General features: G+C 68.6%; 24 protein-coding genes. 13 read left to right on the top strand and 11 right to left on the bottom strand.

Features of this window, described 5'->3' with window-relative positions:
• Positions 1-33: 33 nt before the first annotated feature.
• Complete coding sequence (locus Q8S30_RS11650; protein ID WP_305666188.1) at positions 34-1,218, bottom strand: acetyl-CoA C-acyltransferase; 1,185 nt, start codon at positions 1,216-1,218, stop codon at positions 34-36.
• Positions 1,219-1,632: 414 nt separating this feature from the next.
• On the opposite strand from Q8S30_RS11650, the gene Q8S30_RS11645 reads away from it, so the two are divergent.
• Positions 1,633-1,815 carry a hypothetical protein gene (locus Q8S30_RS11645; protein ID WP_305666187.1) on the top strand — a complete coding sequence of 61 codons (183 nt, stop codon included), beginning with the start codon at positions 1,633-1,635 and terminating at the stop codon, positions 1,813-1,815.
• A 379-nt stretch (positions 1,816-2,194) separates the two neighbouring features.
• Here the strand turns inward: Q8S30_RS11645 and Q8S30_RS11640 are convergent, their stop codons facing one another.
• Entirely contained in the window at positions 2,195-2,722 is a 528-nt protein-coding gene (locus Q8S30_RS11640; protein WP_305666186.1) for a hypothetical protein, read from the bottom strand.
• Positions 2,723-2,950: 228 nt separating this feature from the next.
• Here Q8S30_RS11640 and purM point away from each other — a divergent pair, with 228 nt between their 5' ends.
• The 3 genes from purM (at position 2,951) to rnd (ending at position 5,844) form a co-directional block, all read left to right on the top strand.
• A complete protein-coding gene (gene purM, locus Q8S30_RS11635) occupies positions 2,951-3,997 on the top strand; it encodes a phosphoribosylformylglycinamidine cyclo-ligase (RefSeq protein ID WP_305666185.1) in 1,047 nt (348 codons plus the stop codon).
• The gene (purN, locus tag Q8S30_RS11630; RefSeq protein WP_305666184.1) at positions 3,994-4,590 is read left to right on the top strand and encodes a phosphoribosylglycinamide formyltransferase; all 597 of its coding nucleotides are present in this window, start codon (positions 3,994-3,996) and stop codon (positions 4,588-4,590) included. Before purM ends, purN begins: the two co-directional genes overlap by 4 nt.
• 93 nt (positions 4,591-4,683) lie before the next feature.
• Positions 4,684-5,844: a ribonuclease D gene (gene rnd, locus Q8S30_RS11625; RefSeq protein WP_305666183.1), complete on the top strand. Its 1,161-nt coding sequence runs from the start codon at positions 4,684-4,686 to the stop codon at positions 5,842-5,844.
• A gap of 30 nt (positions 5,845-5,874) precedes the next feature.
• On the opposite strand, the gene Q8S30_RS11620 is transcribed toward rnd, so the two are convergent.
• Positions 5,875-6,336 (bottom strand): hypothetical protein, encoded by a 462-nt coding sequence (locus Q8S30_RS11620; protein ID WP_305666182.1) that lies wholly within the window; start codon positions 6,334-6,336, stop codon positions 5,875-5,877.
• A 477-nt stretch (positions 6,337-6,813) separates the two neighbouring features.
• Between Q8S30_RS11620 and Q8S30_RS11615 the strand changes: the two genes are divergently transcribed.
• On the top strand, positions 6,814-7,242 hold the full coding sequence (locus tag Q8S30_RS11615) for a SufE family protein (protein ID WP_305666181.1): 429 nt from the start codon (positions 6,814-6,816) through the stop codon (positions 7,240-7,242).
• Position 7,243: 1 nt separating this feature from the next.
• Here the strand turns inward: Q8S30_RS11615 and Q8S30_RS11610 are convergent, their stop codons facing one another.
• Entirely contained in the window at positions 7,244-9,712 is a 2,469-nt protein-coding gene (locus Q8S30_RS11610; RefSeq protein ID WP_305666180.1) for a penicillin acylase family protein, read from the bottom strand.
• Between the two features lie 84 nt (positions 9,713-9,796).
• Between Q8S30_RS11610 and Q8S30_RS11605 the strand changes: the two genes are divergently transcribed.
• Complete coding sequence (locus Q8S30_RS11605) at positions 9,797-10,663, top strand: NAD(P)-dependent oxidoreductase (protein WP_305666179.1); 867 nt, start codon at positions 9,797-9,799, stop codon at positions 10,661-10,663.
• 104 nt (positions 10,664-10,767) lie between these two features.
• Here Q8S30_RS11605 and Q8S30_RS11600 read toward each other — a convergent pair whose 3' ends face one another.
• Positions 10,768-11,610: a MoxR family ATPase gene (locus tag Q8S30_RS11600; RefSeq protein WP_305666178.1), complete on the bottom strand. Its 843-nt coding sequence runs from the start codon at positions 11,608-11,610 to the stop codon at positions 10,768-10,770.
• A 178-nt stretch (positions 11,611-11,788) separates the two neighbouring features.
• Between Q8S30_RS11600 and dksA the strand changes: the two genes are divergently transcribed.
• Together dksA and Q8S30_RS11590 are read left to right on the top strand one after the other, a co-directional pair.
• The gene (gene dksA, locus Q8S30_RS11595) at positions 11,789-12,211 is read left to right on the top strand and encodes an RNA polymerase-binding protein DksA (RefSeq protein ID WP_305666616.1); all 423 of its coding nucleotides are present in this window, start codon (positions 11,789-11,791) and stop codon (positions 12,209-12,211) included.
• Positions 12,212-12,289: 78 nt separating this feature from the next.
• Complete coding sequence (locus Q8S30_RS11590; protein WP_305666177.1) at positions 12,290-13,477, top strand: FAD-dependent monooxygenase; 1,188 nt, start codon at positions 12,290-12,292, stop codon at positions 13,475-13,477.
• A gap of 40 nt (positions 13,478-13,517) precedes the next feature.
• On the opposite strand, the gene Q8S30_RS11585 is transcribed toward Q8S30_RS11590, so the two are convergent.
• From Q8S30_RS11585 to Q8S30_RS11560, 6 genes are all read right to left on the bottom strand, one after another.
• Positions 13,518-13,931, bottom strand: a complete 414-nt coding sequence (locus Q8S30_RS11585; protein WP_305666176.1) for a hypothetical protein — start codon at positions 13,929-13,931, stop codon at positions 13,518-13,520.
• Between the two features lie 258 nt (positions 13,932-14,189).
• Complete coding sequence (locus tag Q8S30_RS11580) at positions 14,190-14,852, bottom strand: exopolysaccharide biosynthesis protein (protein WP_305666175.1); 663 nt, start codon at positions 14,850-14,852, stop codon at positions 14,190-14,192.
• Between the two features lie 170 nt (positions 14,853-15,022).
• Positions 15,023-15,802: an exodeoxyribonuclease III gene (gene xth, locus Q8S30_RS11575; protein WP_305666174.1), complete on the bottom strand. Its 780-nt coding sequence runs from the start codon at positions 15,800-15,802 to the stop codon at positions 15,023-15,025.
• A gap of 66 nt (positions 15,803-15,868) precedes the next feature.
• On the bottom strand, positions 15,869-16,564 hold the full coding sequence (locus Q8S30_RS11570; protein WP_305666173.1) for a hypothetical protein: 696 nt from the start codon (positions 16,562-16,564) through the stop codon (positions 15,869-15,871).
• A 28-nt stretch (positions 16,565-16,592) separates the two neighbouring features.
• Complete coding sequence (locus Q8S30_RS11565) at positions 16,593-17,861, bottom strand: hemolysin family protein (RefSeq protein ID WP_305666172.1); 1,269 nt, start codon at positions 17,859-17,861, stop codon at positions 16,593-16,595.
• Positions 17,862-17,975: 114 nt separating this feature from the next.
• The gene (locus tag Q8S30_RS11560) at positions 17,976-18,305 is read right to left on the bottom strand and encodes an iron-sulfur cluster assembly accessory protein (protein ID WP_305666171.1); all 330 of its coding nucleotides are present in this window, start codon (positions 18,303-18,305) and stop codon (positions 17,976-17,978) included.
• A 126-nt stretch (positions 18,306-18,431) separates the two neighbouring features.
• On the opposite strand from Q8S30_RS11560, the gene Q8S30_RS11555 reads away from it, so the two are divergent.
• The 5 genes from Q8S30_RS11555 to Q8S30_RS11535 all read left to right on the top strand — a co-directional run bounded on the left by Q8S30_RS11555 (position 18,432) and on the right by Q8S30_RS11535 (position 24,586).
• On the top strand, positions 18,432-19,625 hold the full coding sequence (locus Q8S30_RS11555) for a deoxyguanosinetriphosphate triphosphohydrolase (protein WP_305666170.1): 1,194 nt from the start codon (positions 18,432-18,434) through the stop codon (positions 19,623-19,625).
• Between the two features lie 188 nt (positions 19,626-19,813).
• Positions 19,814-21,556, top strand: a complete 1,743-nt coding sequence (gene argS, locus Q8S30_RS11550; RefSeq protein WP_305666169.1) for an arginine--tRNA ligase — start codon at positions 19,814-19,816, stop codon at positions 21,554-21,556.
• A gap of 109 nt (positions 21,557-21,665) precedes the next feature.
• A complete protein-coding gene (locus Q8S30_RS11545; RefSeq protein ID WP_305666168.1) occupies positions 21,666-22,799 on the top strand; it encodes an SPOR domain-containing protein in 1,134 nt (377 codons plus the stop codon).
• On the top strand, positions 22,799-23,806 hold the full coding sequence (nagZ, locus tag Q8S30_RS11540; RefSeq protein ID WP_305666615.1) for a beta-N-acetylhexosaminidase: 1,008 nt from the start codon (positions 22,799-22,801) through the stop codon (positions 23,804-23,806). Before Q8S30_RS11545 ends, nagZ begins: the two co-directional genes overlap by 1 nt.
• A 3-nt stretch (positions 23,807-23,809) precedes the next feature.
• A complete protein-coding gene (locus tag Q8S30_RS11535) occupies positions 23,810-24,586 on the top strand; it encodes a ScpA family protein (protein ID WP_305666167.1) in 777 nt (258 codons plus the stop codon).
• Positions 24,587-24,589 lie beyond the last annotated feature (3 nt).

Here is a 24,589-nt window from a genome sequence, read left to right as displayed (position 1 = left end):
AACGCCGTCCGATCAGGGCCCCCCACCCAGCCCCTACAGCAGTTCCACCCCGATCGCCGTCGCCTCGCCGCCGCCGATGCAGACGGCCGCCACACCGCGCCGGGCGCCGCGCTGGTATAGCGCATTCAGCAGCGTCACCACGATCCGCGCGCCCGAGGCGCCGATGGGATGGCCCAGGGCGCAGGCGCCGCCAAACACGTTCATCCGGTCATGGGCGATGCCCAGATCCCGCATGGCCACCATCGGCACGACGGCAAAGGCCTCGTTCACCTCCCACAGATCGACGTCCCCCACCGTCCAGCCCGTGCGGTCCAGCAACCGGCGGATCGCCCCGACTGGCGCGGTGGTGAACAGCCCCGGTTCATGCGCAAAGGCCGCATGGCCGGTGATCCGGGCCAGGGGCGCAACCCCGCGCCGCGCCGCCTCCGAGGCGCGCATCACCACCAGCGCCGCCGCCCCGTCCGAGATCGAGGAGGAGTTGGCGGCGGTGACGGTGCCGTCCTTGCGGAAGGCGGGCTTCAGGGCCGGAATCTTCTCGGGCCGTGCCTTGCCGGGCTGCTCGTCCTGGGTGATCTGACGCCCTCCATCGCGGCCCGTCACCTCCACCGGCACGATCTCGGCGGCGGAGGCCCCGGAGGCCGCTGCCTCCAGCGTGCGCGACAGCGAGGCCAGCGCATAGTCGTCCTGCTCTTGCCGCGAGAAGGCATAGGCGCCGGCGCAATCCTCGGCGAAGGTGCCCATCAGGCGGCCCTTCTCATAGGCATCCTCGAGCCCGTCGAGGAACATGTGGTCGATCACCTGCCCATGCCCCATGCGCAGCCCGGCCCGCGCCTTGGGCAACAGGTAGGGCGCGTTGGTCATGCTCTCCATCCCGCCGGCCACGGCGATGGTTGCAGAGCCGGCAAGGATCTGGTCATGCGCCAGCATCAGCGCCTGCATCCCCGATCCGCACATCTTGTTCAGCGTGGTGCAGACGGTGCCGCGCGGCAGCCCCGCCATCAGTGCCGCCTGCCGGGCGGGCGCCTGACCCTGGCCCGCGCTCAGCACACAGCCCATCAGTACGGTATCCACGTCCTCGGGCGCGACGCCTGCGGCGGCAACCGCCGCCCGGATGGCCGCCGCGCCGAGATCAGGCGCCGCAACGGTTGCGAAATCGCCCAGCAAGGCACCAAGCGGGGTGCGCCTTGCGGCGGTGATGACAACAGGGTCGCTGAGCATTCCAGTCCTCCGATCACGATCAGGCGGGGGCGATGCCGCCTGCGCGGCGATCACGATGCCTTGCGCCAGACCGGCCCCTCCGCCGTCTGCGCCCCCCTCTCCCTTATGGAAATCCTATACCCGTGAGGGGGCAGGTTGCTCAACGGAAATTGCGCGCACGCGGCCCGCGGACAGGCCGACGCGGCGGCGCGCGCCCGGCGATCATGGAAGGGATGGATCGCCGCCGATGTCCATGTCTGTGCCCGTTGCCAGGGTTTTGCCCGGAAACTGTCCCGCCGGGGCCATGCCCGGGCCGCGGTGCCGCCTTAACGGTCCCGCAAGGTTTCGGTCCTAGCTTCGGGGTGAGGCAGGTTGAAAGGGTCGGCGATGGTGAAGGCTGGGCAGCAAGATCATTTGTCGGGTGACCGGGCCGGCATGGCCGGTTTGTCTGGCGTGCGGGCATGGCGCGGCACGAGCCCGACCTATGCCGACTGGGCCGAGGCGCTGCCGGTGCCACCCGAGCCCGGGCGGATGACCTCCGGTTGGTGGATGGTCGCTGCAGTGCCGCTTGGCCTTGCGGCCTGGTCGGCGCTTGGCTGGCTGCTGTTCGCAGGCTGATGCCCACCGGAAGGGCAGTGTGCCGGACTGCGGGCGCGCTGATCTGGCGAAACCTGCCTGCGCGAGCCGATGGCTCAGCGCAATGTCCTCAGGCTGACAAGCCCGGCGGAGGATAGACCGGGCAGGTCCTATGGGCAGACCAGGCAGGTCCTGTGGGCCGGCGGGGAACCCCATGCCCGGCGCGCAATCCCATCCATGGTGCAGAACCGAGACCCGGCAAAGGAAAAGACCCACCCCCGGGCAGGGGTGGGTCACATTTTGTCGCTTGGCGTTCCTCCAGTCAGTCCCCGTCACAGGGCCAGACCGGCGGGGGTGCGCACCCGTGGCCTTCGGGCGATCCGGCATGGCGTCACAGCCACAGGCCGGGCCCGACGCGGCCTCAGTTAGAGCCGGTGTCGGCTGACTCGCTGCCTACTGCCGTCGACTCTTCCGACCCGGCTTCACCCTTGGCTTCGGCAGCGTTTTCCATCACGGCGGTACCGTCGCGGAACTCGAGCGCGGTCATGGGCGCGATAGCCTTGCTGAGCAAGTCGGCCTCGGTGACGGCGATCATCACGCTGTCTTCACCGACCCGGGCGATACCGGTGGCATCCAGCTGCACTTCGTTGCCGTTCGGCAGGGCGAAGATGATGTAGTCCACGACGCGCTCGGCATTGATCGCGGCGGTGGTGATGTTCCCCAGCATCGCGTTGTCCGAGGAAAAGACCGACCAACCACCCATCGGGCCAGCGCCGCCAGCCGACGGGCTGACCAGCTCGGTCGAATTGCCGGTCATGTCGATCACGGTGATCGGCAGCGAGTTTTCCTGAACCGTGCCACCGCCGGTGGCTTCCTGAGCGAATGCAGCGCCCGACATGCCAAGGGCCACGACAGAAGCGAGCAGAGCGGATTTATTGAAACGTGTCATAGATTTGTCCTTTCGGAACTTGTTACGTTCGATGGCAGTGAAACGCCCCGCAGCGCGCTTTCGTTCCCGCCCCACGAAGCCGTGATCACAGCCGAGGGCCCGCTCACGCAATCGACAAAATGCCCCGAGCCCCCGCAGGGCCGTTGCCCGCAGGCGCGGCTTGCGCTATCGGGCCGGACAGCAGCCGCGCTGAGGCGGGGCAGGATCACGGCAAGAAGGGGTGCGGCGATGAGCGGCGGCAAGAACGGGCTGACCTACGCGGCGGCGGGCGTGGATATCGACGCGGGCAATGCGCTGGTGGAGCGGATCAAGCCGGCGGCAAAGCGCACCGACCGGCCCGGCACCATGTCGGGCCTTGGCGGCTTTGGCGCGCTGTTCGACCTCAAGGCCGCGGGCTACAGCGACCCGATCCTGGTGGCCGCGACCGACGGGGTGGGCACCAAGCTGCGCATCGCCATCGATACCGGCAATGTGGATACCATCGGCATCGACCTCGTGGCGATGTGCGTGAACGATCTGGTCTGCCAGGGGGCGGAACCGCTGCTGTTCCTCGACTACTTCGCCACCGGCAAGCTGGACGTGGATCAGGCCACGCGGATCATCGAGGGCATCGCGCAGGGCTGCGCGGATAGCGGCTGCGCGCTGGTGGGCGGCGAGACGGCTGAGATGCCGGGCATGTATCACAAGGGCGATTTCGACCTTGCCGGCTTCGCGGTCGGCGCGATGGAGCGGGGCACGGCCCTGCCTGCGGGCGTGATGGCGGGCGATGTGCTGCTGGGGCTCGGCTCCAATGGCGTGCATTCCAACGGCTACAGCCTTGTGCGCAAGGTGGTGGAGATGGCGGGCCTTGGCTGGGACGCTCCGGCACCCTTCGCGGACGGACAGTTGGGGCAGGCGCTGCTGGCGCCGACGCGGCTCTATGTGCGGCAGGCTTTGGCGGCGATCCGCGCGGGCGGCGTGCATGGCCTCGCGCATATCACCGGCGGCGGGCTGACCGAGAACCTGCCGCGGGTGCTGCCCGAGGGGCTGGGGGCCGAGATCGACCTTGCCTCGTGGGAGCTGCCGCCGGTGTTCCGCTGGCTGGCAGAGACCGCGGGGATGGAGCAGGCGGAACTTCTCAAGACCTTCAACTGCGGGATCGGCATGATCCTTGTGGTGGCTGAAGATCGCGCCGGTGCGCTGGCGGACCTGCTGACGGAGGAAGGCGAGACCGTCACCGTTCTGGGCGAGGTTGTGCCGGGGCAGGGGGTCAGCTACCGGAACCGCCTGCTGTGACCGAGCCCAAGCGCGTTGCCATCCTGATCTCGGGCGGCGGGTCGAACATGATCCGGCTGGTCGAGAGCATGGAGGGGGACCACCCGGCGCGCCCGGTGCTGGTCGCCTCCAACGACGCCTCGGCGGCGGGGCTGGAACGGGCGGCGCGGCTGGGTGTGCCCACGGCCGCCATCGACCACCGCCCCTTCAAGGGCGACCGCGCCGCGTTCGAGGCGGAACTGCTGAAGCCGATCCTTGCGGCCAAGCCCGACATCCTTTGCCTTGCCGGCTTCATGCGGGTGCTGACCCCGGCTTTCGTGGCGCGGTTCGACGGGCGGATGCTGAACATCCACCCCTCGCTTTTGCCGCTCTACCCGGGCCTGCACACCCACCAGCGCGCGCTGGAGGCCGGCGATGCCGAGGCGGGCTGCACGGTGCATGAGGTGACGGCGGTTCTGGATACCGGGCCGATCCTGGGGCAGGCGCGGGTGGCCGTTGAACCCGGCGATACCGCCGATACCCTCGCCGCGCGGGTGCTGGCGATGGAACACCGGCTCTACCCCGCCGTGCTGCGCCGCTTTGCGGGCGGGGATCGCACGCCGGTCTGGCTGTAACCCGCCCGTGCTTTCGCTTTTCTTTCGCCATCCATTGGCCTAAGCCAAGGGGATGCAGCGGGATGACCCCGCGCCCCGGACGCGAAGGCCGCGATGCAGACCATCCTCACCACCGAAGACCTTGCCCGTTTCTGCGAAGCCGCCAAGGCCGAACCCTATGTCACCATCGATACCGAATTCCTGCGCGAGCGGACCTACTGGTCCAAGCTCTGCCTGATCCAGATGGCGCTGCCCGGCAAGAATGGCGATGCGGTGCTGGTCGATCCGATCGCGGGGGGCGAGGGGCTGTCGCTGGAACCGCTGTATGACCTCTTCCGGCATGAGGCGACGGTGAAGGTGTTCCACGCCGCCCGGCAGGACCTCGAGATCTTCTTCGTCGAGGGCAAGGTGTTCCCGAAACCGCTGTTCGACACGCAGGTCGCGGCGATGGTCTGCGGCTTTGGCGAGCAGGTCGGGTATGAGACGCTGGTGCGCAAGATCGCGCGCGAGAACCTCGACAAGACCAGCCGCTTCACCGACTGGTCGCGCAGACCGCTGTCCGAGGCTCAGAAAATCTATGCCTTGGCCGATGTCACCCATCTGCGGGTGATCTACGAGTTCCTGTCCAAGGAACTGGCGCGCACCGGCCGCCAGCCTTGGGTCGAGGAAGAGCTGGCGATCCTGCTGGCGCCCGAAACCTACATCACCCTGCCCGATGAGGCCTGGGAGCGGGTGAAGACCCGCACCACCTCGGCCCGGTTCCTGGGCGTGGTGCGCGAGCTGGCGCGGTTCCGCGAGGTCTTCGCTCAGGCCCGCAACATCCCGCGCAGCCGCGTCTACAAGGACGATGCGCTGCTGGAACTCGCCTCGACCAAGCCCGCGAATTACGAGGATCTCGGCCGCTCGCGCCTGCTGCTGCGCGAGGCGCGGCGGGGGGAGATTGCGGATGGCATCCTTGCGGCGGTGAAGGCGGGGCTGGAGGCGAAGGCCGAGGATCTGCCGAAGCCGCAGGACGAGCGTGACCAGCTGCAGGTGAACTCGGCGCTGGCCGATCTGCTGCGGGTGCTGCTGAAGGCGAAATCCGAAGAGGCGGGGGTGGCGGCGAAGCTGATCGCCTCATCCTCCGAGCTGGACGTTATCGCCTCCGGCGGGCGCGAGGTCGATGCGCTGAAGGGCTGGCGCCGCGAGGTGTTCGGCGCCGATGCGCTGCGCCTGTGCAAGGGCGAGATCGCACTGTCGGCCAAGGGCGGCGCGGTGAAGGTGGTGCCGGTCTGAGGACCGGCTCACCCCTAGCGGTTCCTGGGCTTACCTGCTTGACGTCATCGAGTTGCGCGCCGCGACCACGACCACGCGGCTCACCCCGGCCAGCGTCTGGTCGCTGAGGAAGCGCCCCGCGGTCAGTTCGCGCGATTGCGGGGTGGACTGGCGGGTCAGGCGGTTCGGCTTGTCAACCACGAAGCGGTAGGTCAGCACGCCGTCTACCGGCACTTCGTCCGGATCCAGCGCGATCAGTTCGGCATTCCACCAGCCCTGCGTCGGCGGCAGGCCTGCCACTGACAGGATCGCCCCGCCCGGCATCTGCTTCAGCTCCATCCGCGTGACCTGATCGACCGGGACGCGGCCATCGGCCACGAGTTCCACCGCCGAGACGGTGGTCGGCTGGCTTTCGGCGCCGCCGAACCAGTTGAACGGGTTGACGCGGCTGTCCCGGACGGTCGCGCAAGCGGCGAGCGAAGTGGCAAGCGTCAGCACTAGGGCTAGTCTCATCCGGGGTCCCCCTGTTCGTCGCCCCTTGGGTAGCCTATCCGGTGGCCGTTGAAAAGAGAGGGAGATGGCCCACGACGGTGTCGCGGAGAGGGCGGGGCCTTGCCTGACACAGCCGTCTCTTGCCATACCTCCCGCCTTTGCAGGAAGTCGCCCCGGCGCGACCAGGGGACTTGCCAGTGGCAAGCCGACCGCGCCGGTTGCCCGAAGGCGTAAGCCGCAGGGCAAGGGGGGTGACGCTTGGACTGAAGGGTGCCAAATTCTGATGGGACCGCCCAGGTGGGCACGCATGTGCCCGCCCCCCAAATACGTTTCGGGCGGGGGCGGTCACATCAGAATTTCGTCAACGGCCGAAATTCTGGGCAGCGCCCTTGGCAGGCCGAAGCGCCGTATAGGGTTCAACGCCATTCCGCCGCACTGGACCTCCGCGCCCCCGCCTACTAGCTATGACCTGCAGCCCCAGCCCTAGGAGACCCGGCGATGGCCACCCCCGCCTTTGAAGACCTCGCCGACACCTTCGAATTTCTCGACGACTGGGAAGACCGCTACCGCCACGTCATCGAGCTCGGCAAGGCGATGCCGCCGCTCGACCTGGCCTTCCGGGTGCCGGCGACCAAGGTCGAGGGTTGCGCCAGTCAGGTCTGGCTGCTGCCGCGGATCGAGGGGCAGGGGCCGCAGGCGCGTTTCGACTTTCAGGGCGAGAGCGATGCGATGATCGTGCGCGGACTGATCGCGGTGCTGCATTCGCTCTATTCCGGGCTGACGGTGGCCGAAGTCGCCAAGGTTGACGCCCCCGCCGAACTGGCACGTCTGGGGCTGGACCAGCACCTGTCCTCGCAACGCTCCAACGGCGTGCGGGCGATGGTGGAGCGGATCGGGCTGCTGGCGCAGACCGCCGCCAACGGCTGACCTACTCAGGCACCGCCGGCTCCAGCACCGTCACGCCCGTCGCCGCGGCCCGAGCAAGCCCCGGATCCAGCGACATCGGCAGGTATTCCCCCCGCCGCCACAGCTCCGACAGGTCGTCATACCAGCGCGACAGCGGGTGCCCCGACTGGCCGGTGGAGATGATGAAGACCGAGCTGTCAGGGTCGGCGAAGTTGTAAACGCCCCGATAGCCCGCCCCGTGGACGTTCAGGTAGGGCTGTGGCCCTTCGCCCGCCGTCATCCCGCGCATCAGCGTGAAATCCCCGCCCGAGGTCGATTGGCGGATGTTCACGAACCATTTCAGCACCGGCACCTCGCCCAGAACCGGGTGGTCATGCGTCGCCTGATGCGCATCGCCCCACCGCCAGCTTTCGACATTCGGGCCATAGCGTTCCGTCAGGTCCAGCAGCGCATCGTCCAGCGACAGGCGGGCGATGTCGGTGCAGGTCTCCACCGGCGAGGATTGCAGGATATCGCACCAGCGCCCGGCCTCCTCGACATCGCGGAACACGCGTTCGATGAACAGCGGCTCCATCCGGGCAAAGCTGGTGGCCAGCGGGCCAAGCTCGTCCTGGATCAGACGGTCCTGCAGGGCGCGCATCCAGGCGGCATAGATCAGCGGCTCGGGCAGATGCTCGTTCATCTCGCCGTTCCATTCTGCCAGCAGCGCCAGCGCCCGTTCGCGCCGCGCCTCGGGCGTGCCGGCGGGGGCGGCCTCGCCGGTGAACCACAGATCGGCGGCGACCAGCGGCAGCAGGCTGCGCGCGGCGGGGCTAGTGGTGTCGAGCTGCGCGGCGATGAAGCTTTCGCGGCTATGCACCTCGCGTTCCTGCATCAGCCGCTGCCAGCGCTGGATACGCTGACTGTCGCCCCAGTCGAAGCTCACATGGTCCGGGAAGGGGCGGTCCACGGTCTTGTTGTTGGTATTGCCCAGGATGCCGCCCTCGGGGTCCACTACGCGGGGGTTACTGTCATAGGGCAGGCGGCCGCTCCAGCGGTTCTGCGGCTTCCAGCCAAGCGCCGGCATCCGGCCCTTCGTCTCATGCGCCGCATCGCGCGCGGGCAAGCGGCCCACCGTGACCATCGCCACCCCGTCCTGATCGGCCAGCACGAGGTTCTGCGAGGGCGCGACGACCAGTTCCCCGGCCGCGATCCCCTCCTCGGTGCTTTGCGAGGTCATCAGCCGGATCGCCGCGGTCATCGAGGTGTCGCCCGCATCCAGCAGCGTCCAGGCCAGCGCGGCAACATGGCCGCCGGGGGTGATGCTGCCGATGTCGTAATGCCCGCCCGGCAGCACCGGGCCGTTCTGCGTCCAGCGCAGGGTCAGCGTGACCGGGGCGGCATCCTTGACGTTGACGATCACCCGGCGCGACCGGAACGGCTCCCAGCCCTGCGGGGTGCGGTATTCGGCGCTATCGGCGGGGTTCAGCTCTTCGATCATCAGGTCCTGATCGTCGGCATAGGAGGAGGTGAGCCCCCAGCCAAGCCCTGCATTGCGCCCCACCAGCACCGCCGGCACCCCCGGGATCGTGCCGCCGATGACCCCGCCTGAGGCCAGCTCCAGCCGCGCCAGATACCACAGCGCCGGGGCGCTGAAGCCCAGATGCGGGTCACTGGCCAACAGGGATCCGCCCGCCGCCGCCCGCTCGGGTGCCGCCGCCCAGGCGTTCGACGCGCCCTCCAGCCCGCGCTCCGGGAAGGGCGAGAACGGGCCGAGGTCGGCATGGCGAACGGCTTCACTGCTGGCCGGCACGCCCGGCACCAATTGTGCATAGTCCGGCAGCTCCATCACGCCGCCGCCCGGCACCTCTGGCATCAGGTCGCGCGGCCAGTCCCGCGACAGCAGCGACAGCCGCGCCCGCAGTACCTCGGTGGACAGGTGCGAGGACAGCTGCACCCCGATCAGTTTGAGGATCGCCAGCGAATCGGCGGGCTGCCAATAGGCGATCTCGGGCTCGAACAAGAAGAACTCCGGCGCGCCGCGGCCCCGGCTCTCGGCATTGACGACGCTGATCCATTCATTGACGCCGCGGGCATAGGCCTCGAGCGCGATGCGGGTCTGATCGTCCTGCGCAGGGACCGAGGCGGCGGCGAGGCTGTAAAGGTCCAGCCGCCGCATCAGCTCATCGAGCTTCACGGTGCGCGCGCCAAAGATCTCGGACAGGCGCCCCTGCACGGTGCGGCGCAGCATGGTCATCTGCCACAGCCGGTCCTGTGCATGGGCATAGCCAAGGCCGAAATACACATCGGCATCGCGGGCGCCGAAGACATGCGGCACGTTGCCGGTATCGCGCACGATCTCCACAGGGGCCGACAGCCCTTCGACCGCGCGCCGGTCGTCATAGTCGGGCAGGGACCCCGCCGCGACATAGTAGATCAGCAAGGCTACGGCGATGGTCAGGGCCAGAAGCGCCGTGACGATGCGCAGGAGCCAACGGAAGAGGATCAGCATCGGCAATGGTCGCATGTTGACGGCGGGGACAGGCCGGATAGTTAGGACAGAACGGCCAAGGCCGCAATGGCAGAGGAGAGCACGATGGCGAAGCTGGCATTTCTGGGGCTTGGGGTGATGGGCTACCCGATGGCGGGGCATCTGGCGGCCAAGGGGCATGAGGTGACGGTCTATAACCGGACGGGTGCCCGGGCCGAGGCTTGGGTGGCCGCGCATGGCGGCAAGGCGGCGGCGACGCCCGCCGAGGCTGCGGCGGGGGCCGAGCTGGTCTTCGCCTGCGTCGGCAATGACGACGACCTGCGCGCCATCTGCCTTGGGCCGGACGGCGCCTTTGCGGGCATGACCCCGGGGGCGGTCTTCGTCGATCACACCACCGTCTCGGCCCGGGTGACCCGCGAGCTGTCGGCTCTGGCCGCCGAGCAGGGCAAGGGCTTCGTCGATGCGCCCGTGTCAGGCGGGCAGGCGGGGGCGGAAAACGGCGTGCTGTCGGTGATGTGCGGCGGGACAGAGGCGGACTATCTGGCGGCAGAGCCGGTGATCGCCGCCTATGCCCGCATCTGCCGCCGCCTTGGCGACAGCGGCGCCGGGCAACTGGCGAAGATGGTCAACCAGATCTGCATCGCCGGGGTGGTGCAGGGTTTGGCCGAAGGCCTGACCTTCGCCGAACGCGCGGGGCTGGACATTGAGGCGGTGGTCGAGGTGATCAGCCAGGGCGCCGCCGGCAGCTGGCAGATGGCCAACCGCCACAAGACGATGGCAGCCGGCAGCTTCGAGTTCGGCTTCGCCGTGGACTGGATGCGCAAGGATCTGGGAATCTGCCTCGATGCCGCGGATGAGACCGGCGCCAGCCTGCCGATGACCGCGCTGGTCGACCAGTTCTACAAGGACGTGCAGCGGATGGGCGGCGGGCGGTGGGACACCTCCTCGCTGATCCGGCGGCTGCGGGACTGAAGCCGGGGCAGGGGGGGCGCTGCCCCCCGTCGCCTGCGGCGACTCCCCCCGGGATATTTTTGCAAAGAAGAGGGCAAAGGCGCCCCGCGGCCCCCTCCCTTGCTTCAGCGCCGCTGCTGGCGGTCGAGGAAGGCGAGGCGCTCGAACAGCGCCACGTCCTGCTCGTTCTTCAGGAGGGCGCCGTGCAGGCGGGGCAGCAGGCTGCGACCGTCGCCCTTCAGGTCTTCGGGGGTCAGATCCTCGGCCAGGATCAGCTTCAGCCAGTCCAGCACTTCCGAGGTGGAGGGTTTCTTCTTCAGCCCCGGCTGCTCGCGCAATGTGTAGAAGCGGGTCAGCGCCTCGGTCAGCAGCGCGTCCTTGATATCGGGGAAGTGGACGCGGACGATGGCGCGCATCGTCTCGGCATCGGGGAAGCGGATGTAGTGGAAGAAGCAGCGGCGCAAGAAGGCGTCGGGCAGCTCTTTTTCGTTGTTCGAGGTGATGATCATCACCGGGCGATGCTGCGCGCGCACGGTCTCGCCGGTCTCGTAGACATGGAATTCCATGCGGTCGAGTTCCTGCAGCAGGTCGTTCGGGAACTCGATATCGGCCTTGTCCACCTCGTCGATCAGCAGCACCACGCGGCCCGGCGCCTCGAAGGCCTGCCAGAGCTTGCCCTTGCGGATGTAGTTCTTCACGTCCTGCACGCGGGCATCGCCAAGCTGGCTGTCGCGCAGCCGGCTGACGGCGTCATACTCGTACAGCCCCTGCTGCGCGCGGGTCGTGGATTTCACATGCCATTCCACCATCGGCAGGTTCAGGCTCGCCGCCACCTGCCGCGCCAGCTCGGTCTTGCCGGTCCCCGGCTCGCCCTTCACCAGCAGCGGCCGCTGCAGCGTCACCGCCGCATTCACCGCCACCGCCAGATCCTCGGTGGCGACGTAGCTTTCGGTTCCGCTGAATTTCATGTGTGTTTTCCGCCCGCTTGCGCCCGAAGTTCAGGCAGACCCTAGACGGCGGGGCAAAACGCTGCAAGCGCGCGGTAGCCTAGTGACAAGCCTTCCGCCTTGGGCTATGGGGTGCCGCAAGGAGTGCCGGATGACGAGCGACACCGCCAAGCGTTCCGGCCGAATGGAGGGAGCAGAGATGAAGGCAGAGGTCTTTCTTCCCGAGGATTACCGCCCCGCAGAGGGCGAGCCTTTCATGAATGAGCGGCAGCGCGAGTATTTCCGCCGCAAGCTGCACATCTGGAAGCAGGAGCTGATCGACCAGTCGGCCGAGACGCTGGAGGGTCTGCAGGACTCGGCCCGCAACGTGCCCGACATCGCCGACCGCGCCAGCGAAGAGACCGACCGGGCGCTGGAGTTGCGCACGCGGGATCGCCAGCGCAAGCTGGTCTCCAAGATCGACGCTGCGCTGCGGCGCATCGACAATGGCGAATACGGCTATTGCGAGATGACCGGCGAGCCGATCAGCCTCAAGCGGCTGGATGCGCGCCCGATCGCCACCATGACGCTGGAAGCGCAGGAACGGCATGAGCGGCGCGAGCGGGTTCATCGCGACGACTGACGGCAGATGCAACACGAGCAAGAATAACAGGGCACCGGGGTCGCAAGGCTCCGGTGCGCTGCATTTGGGGGAACGGGAATGCTGATCGGCCAAAAGGTGACGGTGCTGGGGGCCGGGGTGGCGGGGCTGACGGTGGCGCGGGCGCTGGCGCTGCGCGGCGCCGAGGTGACGGTGCTGGAACAGGCCGCCGAGATCACCGAGGTCGGCGCCGGGCTGCAGATCAGCCCCAATGGCGCTTGCGTGCTCAAGGCGCTTGGCCTTGAGGGCGCGATGGAGGCGGCGGGCACGCGCGCCGAGGCGGTGGAGCTGTGGGATGGCGGGTCGGGCACCCGCGTGCTGCGGCTCGACGTCGGCAAGCTGCAGCCGGTTGCCCCCTATCGCTTCGTCCACCGCGCCGACCTGATCGACCTGCTGGCGGTGGGCGCGCGCGAGGCGGGGGTGCAGATCCGCCTGCTGCAGCGCATCGACAAGGTGGTGCTGGGGGCGCATCCGCCGCGCATCGTCACCGCGCAGGGGGCCGAGGTGGAATGCGGGTTGCTGATCGGTGCCGACGGGCTGCATTCGCGACTGCGCGAGGCGCTGAACGGCGCCGTCGCGCCCTTCTTCACCCATCACGCCGCCTGGCGCACTGTGATTCCCGCCGAACCGGGCATCGCCCCGGTGGCGCAGGTGTTCATGGGGGCGGGGCGCCACCTTGTCAGCTATCCTTTGCGCGGCGGCACCCTGCGCAATATCGTGGCGGTGGAAGAGCGGCACCGCTGGGTCGAGGAAAGCTGGTCGCTGCGTGATGACCCGATGGGCCTGCGCATCGCCTTCCGCGACTTCTGCCCCACCGTGCGCGGCTGGCTGGAGCAGGTGGAGGACCCCTATCTCTGGGGCCTCTTCCGCCACCCGGTCGCCAAACGCTGGCAGGCCTCGGGGCCGGAAGCGGGCGGCTGGGGCGCCGCGATCCTCGGGGACGCCGCCCACCCGACGCTGCCCTTCCTCGCGCAGGGCGCGGTGATGGCGCTGGAGGATGCCTGGGTGCTGGCCGAGGCGCTGGCCAGCCACGACACCCCCGCCGCGGGCCTCGCCGCCTACCAGCAGCGCCGCGAGGCCCGCGCCGCCCGCGTGGTCGACGCCGCCACCCGCAACGCCCGCCACTATCACCTTGCGGGCCTGCCGAGGGCCGTGGCGCATCTGGGGCTGCGGGCGGCAGGGGCGGTGGCACCGGGAAGGTTGTTGGGGAAGTTTGACTGGCTGTATGGGTATGATGTGACGGGGTGAGGGGGGGTGGTCCTACGCCGCCTCGGGTCGTGCGTCCGAGCTAAAGTTTGGTGGCAGGCGGAACACAGTAGGCCACCGCGCCAGCAGCACAGGCCCAAAAGAAATGCGCTCCGATGGAGAGCATGTCGACGGTGGTGCCAAACTGGCTGTTGGCCCAAGACGCCGACACGGCTGGCAAGAACAGAAACCCGAAGACAGAAAACGCTGCGGTCACCCCTTCAGTGATGTCGTCGGACTGTTTGAGAGTATGCTTGGCCACTATGCGCCCCAAGAATTTGCCCACGATGACACCCGCGAACGCACTCCCGATAATCGCCACGGCAAGGAGCAGACCCTTAGTGGTCTGACCCGCCGTCCCGTCGCCAAGGGTGGCCCAGATCATCACGATGCTCGCCGCGGCGACGATCCAGCGGATATATTTCGAGCGCTCTACTCTCTCGATCCAAGCTATCATTCTCGAACGATATCCGAAGGACGGGTTGACTGTCACTCATATTGTCCCGGTGGAGCGTGCTCGGCATAGAGGCTACCGTCTGACTGCCTAGCAACGCTCGCCCATCAGAATTTGGCCCCGTCCGGGGAGGCGGCACCCCCCTTGCCCTGCGGCCCCGCGCCTCCGGGCAACCGTCGCGGGCGGCTTGCCACTGGCAAGCCGCCCGATCGCGCCGGGAAGCGCCCTCGGGGAGCGAGGCGCCCCCGGACCCCCATCCCCTCAGAAGGCGTTGAAGATCACGAACATCGCTGCCCTGATCATCGCATAGATCACGCCATAGACGATCAGCAGCGCCAGCAGGCCGGTGGCGCTGCCGCCGAGGATCCAGGCCCCGTCGCGCTCCAGGATGCCGAGGGCGATCAGGCAGATGGCGAAGGCCGGCAGCATGTTCCCCAGCGGGATCGGCAGCACCAGCACGATGGCCAGCACCAGGCAGAGCCCCCCGACCAGCTGCTGCGCCAGTGGCGTGCTGAGCGCGGGCAGGCGCGGGACCAGCAGCCGTTCGGCCCGCATCAGCATCGGCGTGACCCGCGTGATCAGCGCCCCGAAATCCTCGCGCAGCATCGAGCGCTTGCTGATGAAGGCCGGCAGCCAGGCCGGCTTGCCCAGCATCATCTGCGCCGCCAGATACAGCAGCGGCAGGCCGAGGATGCCCGAGGTTCCGGGCGGCGCAGGCAGGACGTTGGGCAGCGCGAAGACCAGCAGCAAGGCGCCAAAGGCGCGGGCCTGCAGGATCTGGACCAGATCGGCGACGGAGATCCGCTCGCGCGCGCCGTCCTCTGCCAGCTCGGCCAGGATCAGCGACAGCTTCTTCTTGGGGGGCGGGGCCCGGTGTCCACGCCCCCTGGGCTCGCCGGGGCTGCCGGGTGCAGGGACGGGCATATCCGTGCCAGAGGCGGTGTCTTCGGGCTTCGCAGGGGGCTCAGGGCTCATCGACATCCAGTTCGCGCAGGTCATTCTTGGCCGTGGCGGCCAGTATGGTCTGAAAGCCTAGCGAAGTTCCAAGGTTGGTGAAAGACGCGCCCGAACACGTTCTCGCGTGCCCGGAGCGCTTACTCCAGCTCCACCCAGACCGGCACATGGTCCGAGGGTTTCTCGCGCCCGCGGACCTCCTTGTCGATCCCCGCCGCCGTGAGCAGGTCGGCGGCCTGAGGCGTCAGCAGCAGGTGGTCGATGCGGATGCCGTTGTTCCTGTCCCAGGCGCCGGCCTGATAGTCCCAGAAGCTGTAATGCCCCGGCCGCGGCTCGCGGACGCGGAAGGCGTCGGTGAGGCCGAGGTTCAACAGCCTCCGATAGGCCTCCCGCGTCTGCGGCAGGAACAGCGCGTCCTCGGTCCAGACTTCGGGGCGGGCGGCATCCTCGGGCTGCGGGATCACGTTGTAATCGCCGGCAAAGACCGCGGGCTCCTCGGTGGCCAGCACCTCGCGCACGCGGCCCTCCATCCGTGCCATCCAGGCCAGCTTGTAGTCGTATTTCGGCCCCGGCGCCGGGTTGCCGTTGGGCAGGTAGAGCCCGCAGACCCGCACCGCCCGGTCATCCCCCAGCACCGTCGCCTCGATCCAGCGCGCCTGCACGTCCTCATCGTCGCCGGGCAACCCGCGGCGGATGTCCTCCAGCGGCAGCCGCGACAGCATGGCGACGCCGTTGAAGCCCTTCTGGCCATGGGTTTCCACCCGGTAGCCCATATCCTCGAAGATCTCCCGCGGGAAGCCCTCGTCCACCGACTTGATCTCTTGCAGCACCACCACGTCGGGCGTGGCCTCGGCCAGCCAGACCGGCAGTGCCTCGATCCGGGCCTTGATGCCGTTGATGTTGAAGCTGGCGATCTTCATGGGGGGCCTCCGGGCGGTTGCCTTGACTGTTGTAGGGGGGCGGGGGGCAGGGGGCAAGCGCGGGGCTTAGCGCGCGGCCGCCAGCCACAGCGCATCGAGGGCGGCGAGTTCGGCCGGATCGAAGCGCCCCGCCTCCTCCCAATACCGGCCCGAGGGTACGAGGTAGTCCAGCGCCGCCTCGCGCGCCAGGGCGGCATCGGCGGCGGCGGGGTCATGGGGCAGGGGGCTGGCATTCGCCATGCCCTCTGGGGTCGCCCGCGGAAAGGTCAGCCGCGTGGGCCCGTCCGACAGGTTCACCAGCGTGCAGCCCTGCCGCGCGGCGAGGATCGCCAGCCGTGTGGCCTTCGCCTCCAGCGATTGCAGGGTGATGTCGGCGCGCAAGGGGTCGGGCGTGCCGGTGCCGTAGAAATGCGTGGGGCCGCTGGCAGGATAATGCATGTCGCAGCCGAGGAAGCCGATGCAGCGCGGCCGGTACTCCGCCAGCAGCCAATAGGCGGCGGTGAAGGCCATGGTCGCCCCGGCATAGACGAAGCCGCCATAAAGGTTCTGCGCCGGCACGAACTCGACTTCCGTCACGATCCGCTGGCCCGCGGGCACGGGCATCCGGTCGGCAGGAAAGTCCCAGGGATGCACCAGCTCGTCCCAATCCGCCCGCACGCGCCAGGCATTGTTGATCGCCACGACCTTGTCGAACGGCGCCCGCCCCCAGCCCTCGCAGGCGGTGACACCGGGGCCGGAGCCAAGCAGCAGGATCGTGGTCATGGGGAGGGCCTCGTAAAGGGTAAGCCGGTCAGCTGTCGCGCGCCACCAGCAGCTTGTCGATGCGCATTCCGTCAAGGTCCACCACCTCGAACCGCCAGCCGGCGTGGCGGAAGCTCTCGCCAAGCGCGGGCAGGCGGCGCATCTCATCGAGCACGAAGCCCGCGACCGTGTCGAAATCGCCCTCGGGCCGGCGCAGCGACAGGCGGTCGGCGAACTCGTCGATCGGCATCCAGCCCGCAACCAGCCAGGACCCGTCCTCGCGCTGCGCCATCGCCGGCTCCTCCGCCTCGCCCTCCTCGAAAGTGCCGGTGATCGCTTCCAGCAGGTCCATCGGCGTCACCACGCCCTCGAAATGTCCATATTCGTCATAGACCAGCAGCATATGGGCGGAGGATTGGCGCAGCTGTTCGATCACCACCGAAGCGCCGGCCACATCCATGACCACCGGCACCTCGGTGATCAGATCGCGCAGCAGCCCGGCCTCCGGCGTCCAGGCCAGCAGGTCGCGCACCCGGATCACGCCGATGATCTCGTCCTCCGCGCCGTCCCGCACCGGCAGGCGAGAGCGGCGGGTGGCGCGGCCCCGCGCCATCGTCTCCTCCAGCGGATCGCCAAGGTCGATCACGTCCACATCGCGCGCCCGCGTCATCAGCGCCCGGGCCGGGCGGTCGGCCATCCGCATCACCCCGGCGATCATCTCGCGCTCGCCCGGCGCAAGCACCCCGGCCTGCTCGGCCTCGGCCATGATCATCCGCACCTCCTCATCGGTCATCCGGCTTTCGGTGACGCCGGACTGGCCCAGAAGCCGCAGCACGGTCTTGCCCGAAAGGTCGAGGAACCAGACGATCGGTGTGGTCACCTTGGCAACAATCACCATTGCGGGGGCAACGCGGCTCGCCACGCCTTCGGGATTGCGCAGCGCGATCTGCTTGGGAACCAGCTCGCCCACGATCAGCGACAGGTAGGTGATGGCCGCGACCACGAGGCCCACGCCCACGGACGAGGCCAGCGCCGGCGGCATCCCTGCCTCGGCCAGCGTCCCCGACAGGCGCAGCCCCAGCGTCGCCCCCGAGACCGCGCCCGACAGCACGCCCACCAGCGTGATGCCGATCTGCACCGCCGACAGGAACCGCCCCGGATTCTCCTGCAGCTGCAGCGCGGTCACCGCGCCCTTGCTGCCCGCGCCCGCCAGCACCCGCAGCCGCGCCGGCTTGGCCGAGACGATGGCAAGCTCCGACATTGCCAGCGCGCCGTTGCAGACCGTCAGCATCAGCACGATCAAGACCTCGAAAATCATCGGCCCGTCATGCCCCGTCCCGGCAGGGCAGAGGCGCTGCCCGCGCAAAGACACCCCCGCCCGGCCGGATGGCAGGCAGGGGGCTGGTTCGGCTGGGGTCTATGGGGCCGGGGATCACAGCGAGAAACTGGTCCCGCAGCCGCAGGAAGAACTGGCATTGGGGTTCTCGATCACGAACCGCGCGCCGATCAGCTCTTCAGAGAAATCAATCACCGCGTTCTGCAGGAAGGGCAGTGAGACCGGGTCGACCAGCACCTTCTGGCCCGAAGTCTCCAGCACCAGATCGTCGGGGGCCGGGTCATCGAGCCTTATGTCATACTGGAAGCCCGAACAGCCGCCACCTTCCACCGCGACGCGCAGGGCCTTGGCCCCGCCGCCCGCATTGATCTCAGCCAGCCGCGCGAAGGCGCGGGGCGTGACTTTGGGGGGCAATTGCAGGTCCATCGCGGCAAAATCCGTATCAATCCGGTGACATCCAACATATAGGATGCCCGCAAAGGCCGGACAAGAACAGCCCCGCATTGCACGGGGCCGCACCGGCATGTGCGTTTTGACAACACCCGGGGACCCATGCTTGCACCCTATGCCTGCCAGCCAGAGGCCAGCCGCGGCCGGCTGCACGATGAACACATGTCCACCTTCCGCTCGCCCTTTCAGCGCGACAGGGACAGGATCATCCATTCCTCGGCCTTCCGGCGCCTGAAACACAAGACCCAGGTCTTCGTGGAGCATGAGGGTGACTATTACCGCACCCGCCTGACCCATACCATCGAGGTGGCGCAGGTGGCGCGCACCATCGCCGGGCAGCTGGGGCTGAACACCGATCTCGCCGAAGCGGTGGCGCTGGCCCATGACCTTGGCCACCCGCCCTTCGGCCATACCGGCGAGGATGCGCTGGCGCTGCTGATGCAGCCCTATGGCGGCTTCGATCACAATGCGCAGGCGCTGCGGATCGTGACGCGGCTGGAACGGCACTATGCCGATTTCGACGGGCTGAACCTGACCTGGGAAACGCTGGAAGGGATCGCCAAGCATAACGGCCCCGTCACCGGCCCCCATGCCAGCGGCAGCCATGCGGTGGGCAGCGGGCCGCTGCCCTATGCGCTGGCCGAGGTGAACGGGCTCTGGGATCTCGACCTTGCCACCTTCGCCTCGGCCGAGGCGCAGGTGGCGGCGGTGGCCGATGATGTCGCCTACAACCACCATGACCTGCATGACGGCCTGCGCGCCGGGCTCTTTACCGAGGCCGACCTGATGGAGCTGCCGGTCACCGGCCCGGCCTTCGCCGAGGTGGACCGGCTCTGGCCTGGCCTCGACCCCGCCCGCCGGCGGCACGAGGCGCTGCGCCGGGTCTTCGGGGTGATGGTCGAGGATGTGATCGCCGTCGCCCGCGGCCGCCTGACCGCCAGCAATCCGCAATCGGTCGAGGAGATCCGCGCGATGGACGGGCCGATCATCCGGTTTTCCAAACCGCTCTACCAGAACCTCAAGGCGATCAAGTCCTTCCTCTTCACCCGCATGTACCGCGCCCCGCCGGTGCTGGTGGAACGGGGCCGGGTCACGGCCGTGGTCAACGACCTCTTCCCGCTGTTCCTCGCGCAGCCCGATCTGCTGCCCGAGGACTGGCACGGCGATGTGGCGCAGGCTTTTGCCAGCGACGACGCCAAGACCGCCCTCGCCCGCGTGGTCCTCGACTACGTCGCCGGCATGACCGACCGCTTCGCCCTTCAAGAACATGCAAGACTGATCGGCACCAACGACTGACCCCTTCCCCTTTGCCTTGGAAAAATATCCTCGGGGGGCGCGGGGGGCAGAAGGCCCCCCGCCTTTTCGTTTCGGGTGGGCAGAAGGCCCCCCGGCGCCAGCCACAAGCCCGACGCCCCCAACAGGCCGCCCCCCGTTGACGCCGCCCGCCGCCTCTGGCATCCCCGCAGGCAGCAAAAGGTGATGAAATGAACCTCTTTTCCGATATCCACGCGCTGGTGATCCGCAATCTCGAGGCGATGGCCGCCGCAGGCGAACTGCCCGCCGGGCTCGACATGGCCGCCGTTTCGGTCGAACCGCCGCGCGATCCGGCGCATGGCGACATGGCGACCAATGCCGCGATGGTGCTGGCCAAACCCGCCGGCCAGTCGCCGCGGGCCATTGCCGACGCTCTCGCCGCCCGCCTCGCCGCCGATCCGCGCATCACCAGCGCCGAGGTCGCGGGCCCGGGCTTCCTGAACCTGCGCCTTGCGAACGCCGAATGGCAGGGCGTGGTCCGCGCCGCGCTGCAGGCGCCGGAAACCTTCGGCCGGTCCGACATGGGCCGCGGCCGCAAGGTCAATGTGGAATTTGTCTCGGCCAACCCCACCGGCCCGATGCATGTCGGCCATACCCGCGGCGCGGTCTTCGGCGATGCGCTGGCATCGCTGCTGGCCTATGCGGGCCATGAGGTGACGCGGGAATACTACATCAACGACGGCGGCGCGCAGGTCGATGTGCTCGCCCGCTCCGCCTATGAGCGTTACCGCGAGGCCAATGGCCTCGAGCCCGAGATCCGCGAAGGCCTCTATCCCGGCGACTATCTCGTCCCGGTCGGTGAGGCGCTGAAGGCCAAATATGGCCGCGCCCTGCTCGATCAGCCCGAAGCCACCTGGCTGGAGGAAATCCGCGGCTTCGCAATCGAGGCGATGATGGAGATGATCCGCTCCGACCTCGCCCTGCTTGGCGTCAAGATGGACGTCTATTCCAGCGAGAAATCCCTCTACGGCACCGGCAAGATCGAGGCGGCGCTGGACACCCTGCGCGGCATGGGCCTGATCTATGAGGGCATCCTCGAGCCGCCGAAGGGCAAGACCCCCGAAGATTGGGAGCCGCGCCAGCAGACCCTGTTCCGCTCCACCCTGCACGGCGACGATGTCGACCGCCCGGTGATGAAGTCCGACGGCAGCTGGACCTATTTCGCCCCCGACATCGCCTATCACTACGACAAGGTGCAGCGCGGCTTCGATGCGCTGATCGACGTGTTCGGCGCCGATCATGGCGGCTATGTCAAACGCATGAAGGCCGCCGTTTCCGCGCTGTCGAACGGCCGCGTGCCGCTCGACATCAAGCTGATCCAGCTGGTCAAGCTGTGGAAGAACGGCGAGCCCTTCAAGATGTCCAAGCGCGCTGGCACCTTCGTCACCCTGCGCGACGTGGTCGAACAGGCGGGGGCCGATGTCACCCGCTTCGTGATGCTGACCCGCAAGAATGACATGGCCCTCGATTTCGACTTCGACAAGGTGCTGGACCAGTCCAAGGATAACCCGGTCTTCTACGTCCAGTATGCCCATGCCCGCATCCGCTCCGTCCTGCGCAAGGCGGCAGAGGCGGGGCTGGCCGTGGATGATGCGGCACTTTCCGGCGCCGACCTTTCGCAAAACGGCCATGAGGCAGAGCTTGGCCTTGCCCGCAAGATCGCCGAATGGCCGCGCCTTGTGGAAATCGCCGCCCGCAGCAATGAGCCGCACCGCATCGCCTTCTACCTCTACGAACTCGCCTCGGACCTGCACAGCCTGTGGAATCGCGGCAACGAAGAGCAGGGCCTGCGCTTCTTGCAAGAGGATTCCAGCGCATCGCAGGCGAAAATCGCCCTAGCCCGGGCCACGGCCGTTGTCATTTCCGCAGGTCTTGGTATCCTTGGCGTCACCCCGGCAGAGGAAATGCGCTGAAAACAGGCGCAGACTGCCAGCCCATTACGGGCCGGACAGGGGGAGGCGGGCAAGAAGAGGCGGCAGGTGCGCGTGATCGGCGTGATCCGGGCCGCCCGGAAGGCGAGGCATGGCAGCGGATCCCAAGGGTTACGGGCAGTATCGGGGCGGCTATGCCCCGGCTGAACCCGTCTATGCCGATGATGGCTATGGCCAAGCCGGTTATGGCCAGCCGGGTCATGACCAACATGCCGACGATCCCTATGCCACCGACATCTGGCACCCCGGCCTTGAGGAGGGCGACTTGCCGCCCCGGCGCAGCAAGATGGGGCGCGCCGCGCAAAAGCTGGTCAACAGTGCCGGCGCGCTGACCTCGCTGGCACTGATCGTCGGGCTTGGCATCTGGGGCTACAAGCTGGCCGTGCGCGATGTGACCGGCGTTCCGGTGATCGCGGCGCTGGAGGGTCCGGCCCGGATCGCGCCCGAAAATCCCGGCGGCGAGCTTGCCCAGCATACCGGCCTGGCCGTCAACACCGTCGCCGCCCTTGGCGAGGCCGCGGGCACCGCGGATGAGCTGCGCCTTGCCCCGCGTCCGACCGGCCTTGCCGATGAGGATCTGCCGATGGCCGAGATGGGCAGCGGCACCGTCCCGCCGCGCGATACGCTGGCCCCGGTCGAGGATCCGCTGCCGCTTGCCAATACCGGCCGGGCGCTGCCCGAACCCCTGCCGGATGAGGCGCCCGAGCCGATCCTCGAAGCGCCCATCGTCGCCGACACCGATGCCGCCGTGGCGATGGCACTGGACGAGGCGCTGGCGGAGCCGGTGGCAGAAGCCGCCGCCGCCTCGCCCGACGTCATCGCCGCCTCTGTCCCCGGCGTCGTCCGCTCGCTGCGCCCGCCGCCGCGCCCTGCAGGCGCGCTGCCCACCGGCGTCGTCGCGCTCGCCGCTGCCGATGCCGCGGCCGAGGCGGCGTTGCCCGGCTTCAGCGATATCGACCCCGATACGTTGCCCGCCGGCACGCGGCTGGTGCAGCTTGGCGCCTTCGATACCGAGGCGCTGGCCCGTGACGAATGGAACCGCATCGCCATGGATTTCGGCCCGCTGATGGCCGGCAAGGGCCGCGTCATCCAGCCTGCCGAAAGCGCCGGCCGCGCCTTCTACCGCCTGCGCGCCACCGGCTTTGGCGATCTGGCCGATGCCCGCCGCTTCTGCGCGGCGCTGGTCGGCAAGGATATGCACTGCATCCCGGTTCAGGTGCGCTGATCGTGGAAGCAGGCGCCACCATCCTCGGCTGCCTCGGCACGGAATTGTCCGCCAGCGAGGCGGCCTTCTTCCGGCAGGCCGATCCCTTCGGCTTCATCCTCTTTGCCCGCAATATCGAAAGCCCCCAGCAGGTCGCCCGCCTCACCGCCAGCCTGCGCGAGGCGGTGGGCCGCGACGCGCCGGTGATGGTGGATCAGGAGGGCGGGCGGGTGCAGCGTCTTCGCGCGCCCCATTGGCACGAATGGCTGCCCCCCTTGGACCAGATGGCCGCCACCCGCGAAGGCGCCGTCGCCCGCGCCGTCTGGCTGCGCTACCGGCTGATCGCGGAAGAACTGCGAGCCTGCGGCATCGACGCCAATTGCGCCCCCACCGCCGACATCGCCTGCGCCGTGACCCATCCGTTCCTGCACAACCGCTGCTTCGGCACCGATCCCGCCACCGTCACCCTCGCCGCCCGCGCCTGCGCCGAGGGGCTGCTGGCGGGCGGCGTGCTGCCGGTGATGAAGCATCTGCCCGGCCACGGCCGCGCCAGCGCCGACAGCCACCAATCGCTGCCGCGGGTCGAGGCGAGCCGTGCTGACCTGCTGGCGAATGACTTCGCGCCCTTCGCCGCGTTGGCCGACCTGCCGATGGCGATGACGGCGCACATCGTCTTTACCGCGCTCGATGCAGACTGCCCCGCCACAGCTTCACCGCTGATGATCACCCTGATCCGGCAGGAGATCGGCTTTGGCGGCCTGCTCATGACCGACGATATCGGGATGCACGCCCTGACCGGCGATTTCGGCGCCCGCGCCGGCGCGGCCCTCGCCGCCGGCTGCGATCTGGTGCTGCACTGCAATGGCGAGATGGCAGAGATGGAGGCGGTGGTGGCCGCCTCCGGCACCCTGACCCCCGCCGCAGCCGCCCGCGCGGGCGCGGCCCTTGCGCAGCGCCAGCAGCCCGCCCCCATTGACAGCGCAGCCCTTCACGCGGAACTCTCCTCGCTGCTTCACACAGGCGGCTGAGCGATGGCGGAAGAGAGCTGGCAGACAGAGGTTGCCGAACGCCGCGCCTCCGAGGCGCTGATCGTCGATGTCGACGGGTTCGAAGGCCCGCTCGACCTGCTGCTGACGCTCTCGCGCAGCCAGAAGGTCGACCTGCGCAAAATCTCCGTCCTGCAACTGGCCGAGCAATACCTGCGCTTCGTCGAGGAGGCGAAGGCGCTGCGCATCGAGCTGGCGGCGGATTACCTCGTGATGGCCGCCTGGCTCGCCTTCCTCAAGTCCCGCCTGCTGCTGCCGCCCGATCCCACCGAGGATGGCCCCTCGGCCGAGGATCTGGCCGCGCATCTGGCCTTCCAGTTGGAGCGGCTTGCGGCCATGCGCGAGGCCGCCGCGCGGCTGATGGCGCGCGACCAGAAGGGCCGCGACTTCTTCGTGCGCGGCGCGCCGGATGAAACCGGGGTCGTGCGCCGCGTGCGCTATACCGCCAGCCTCCTCGACCTGATGCAGGCCTATGCCCGCATCCGCACCCGCGACGAGTTCCGCCCCTTCGTCATGGACCGCCACGATGTCTACACGATGGACACCGCGTTGGAGCGTCTGCGCGGCCTGATCGGCTATGCCGGCGACTGGACCGACCTTGTGGCCTATCTGCCCGAGGGCTGGACCAATGACCCGGTCCGCCGCCGCTCTGCCACCGCCGCGACCTTTGCCGCCACGCTGGAGCTGGCCAAGCGCGGCCTCATCGAACTGCGCCAGTCCGGCACCTTCGAGCCGATCTCGCTGCGCCGCAAGGATCCCTGAGCG

Origin of the sequence: Frigidibacter sp., from assembly GCF_030695035.1 — a bacterium.
Classification (GTDB): Bacteria; Pseudomonadota; Alphaproteobacteria; order Rhodobacterales; family Rhodobacteraceae; genus Frigidibacter.
This window is presented reverse-complemented; position numbering and strand designations above follow the sequence as displayed.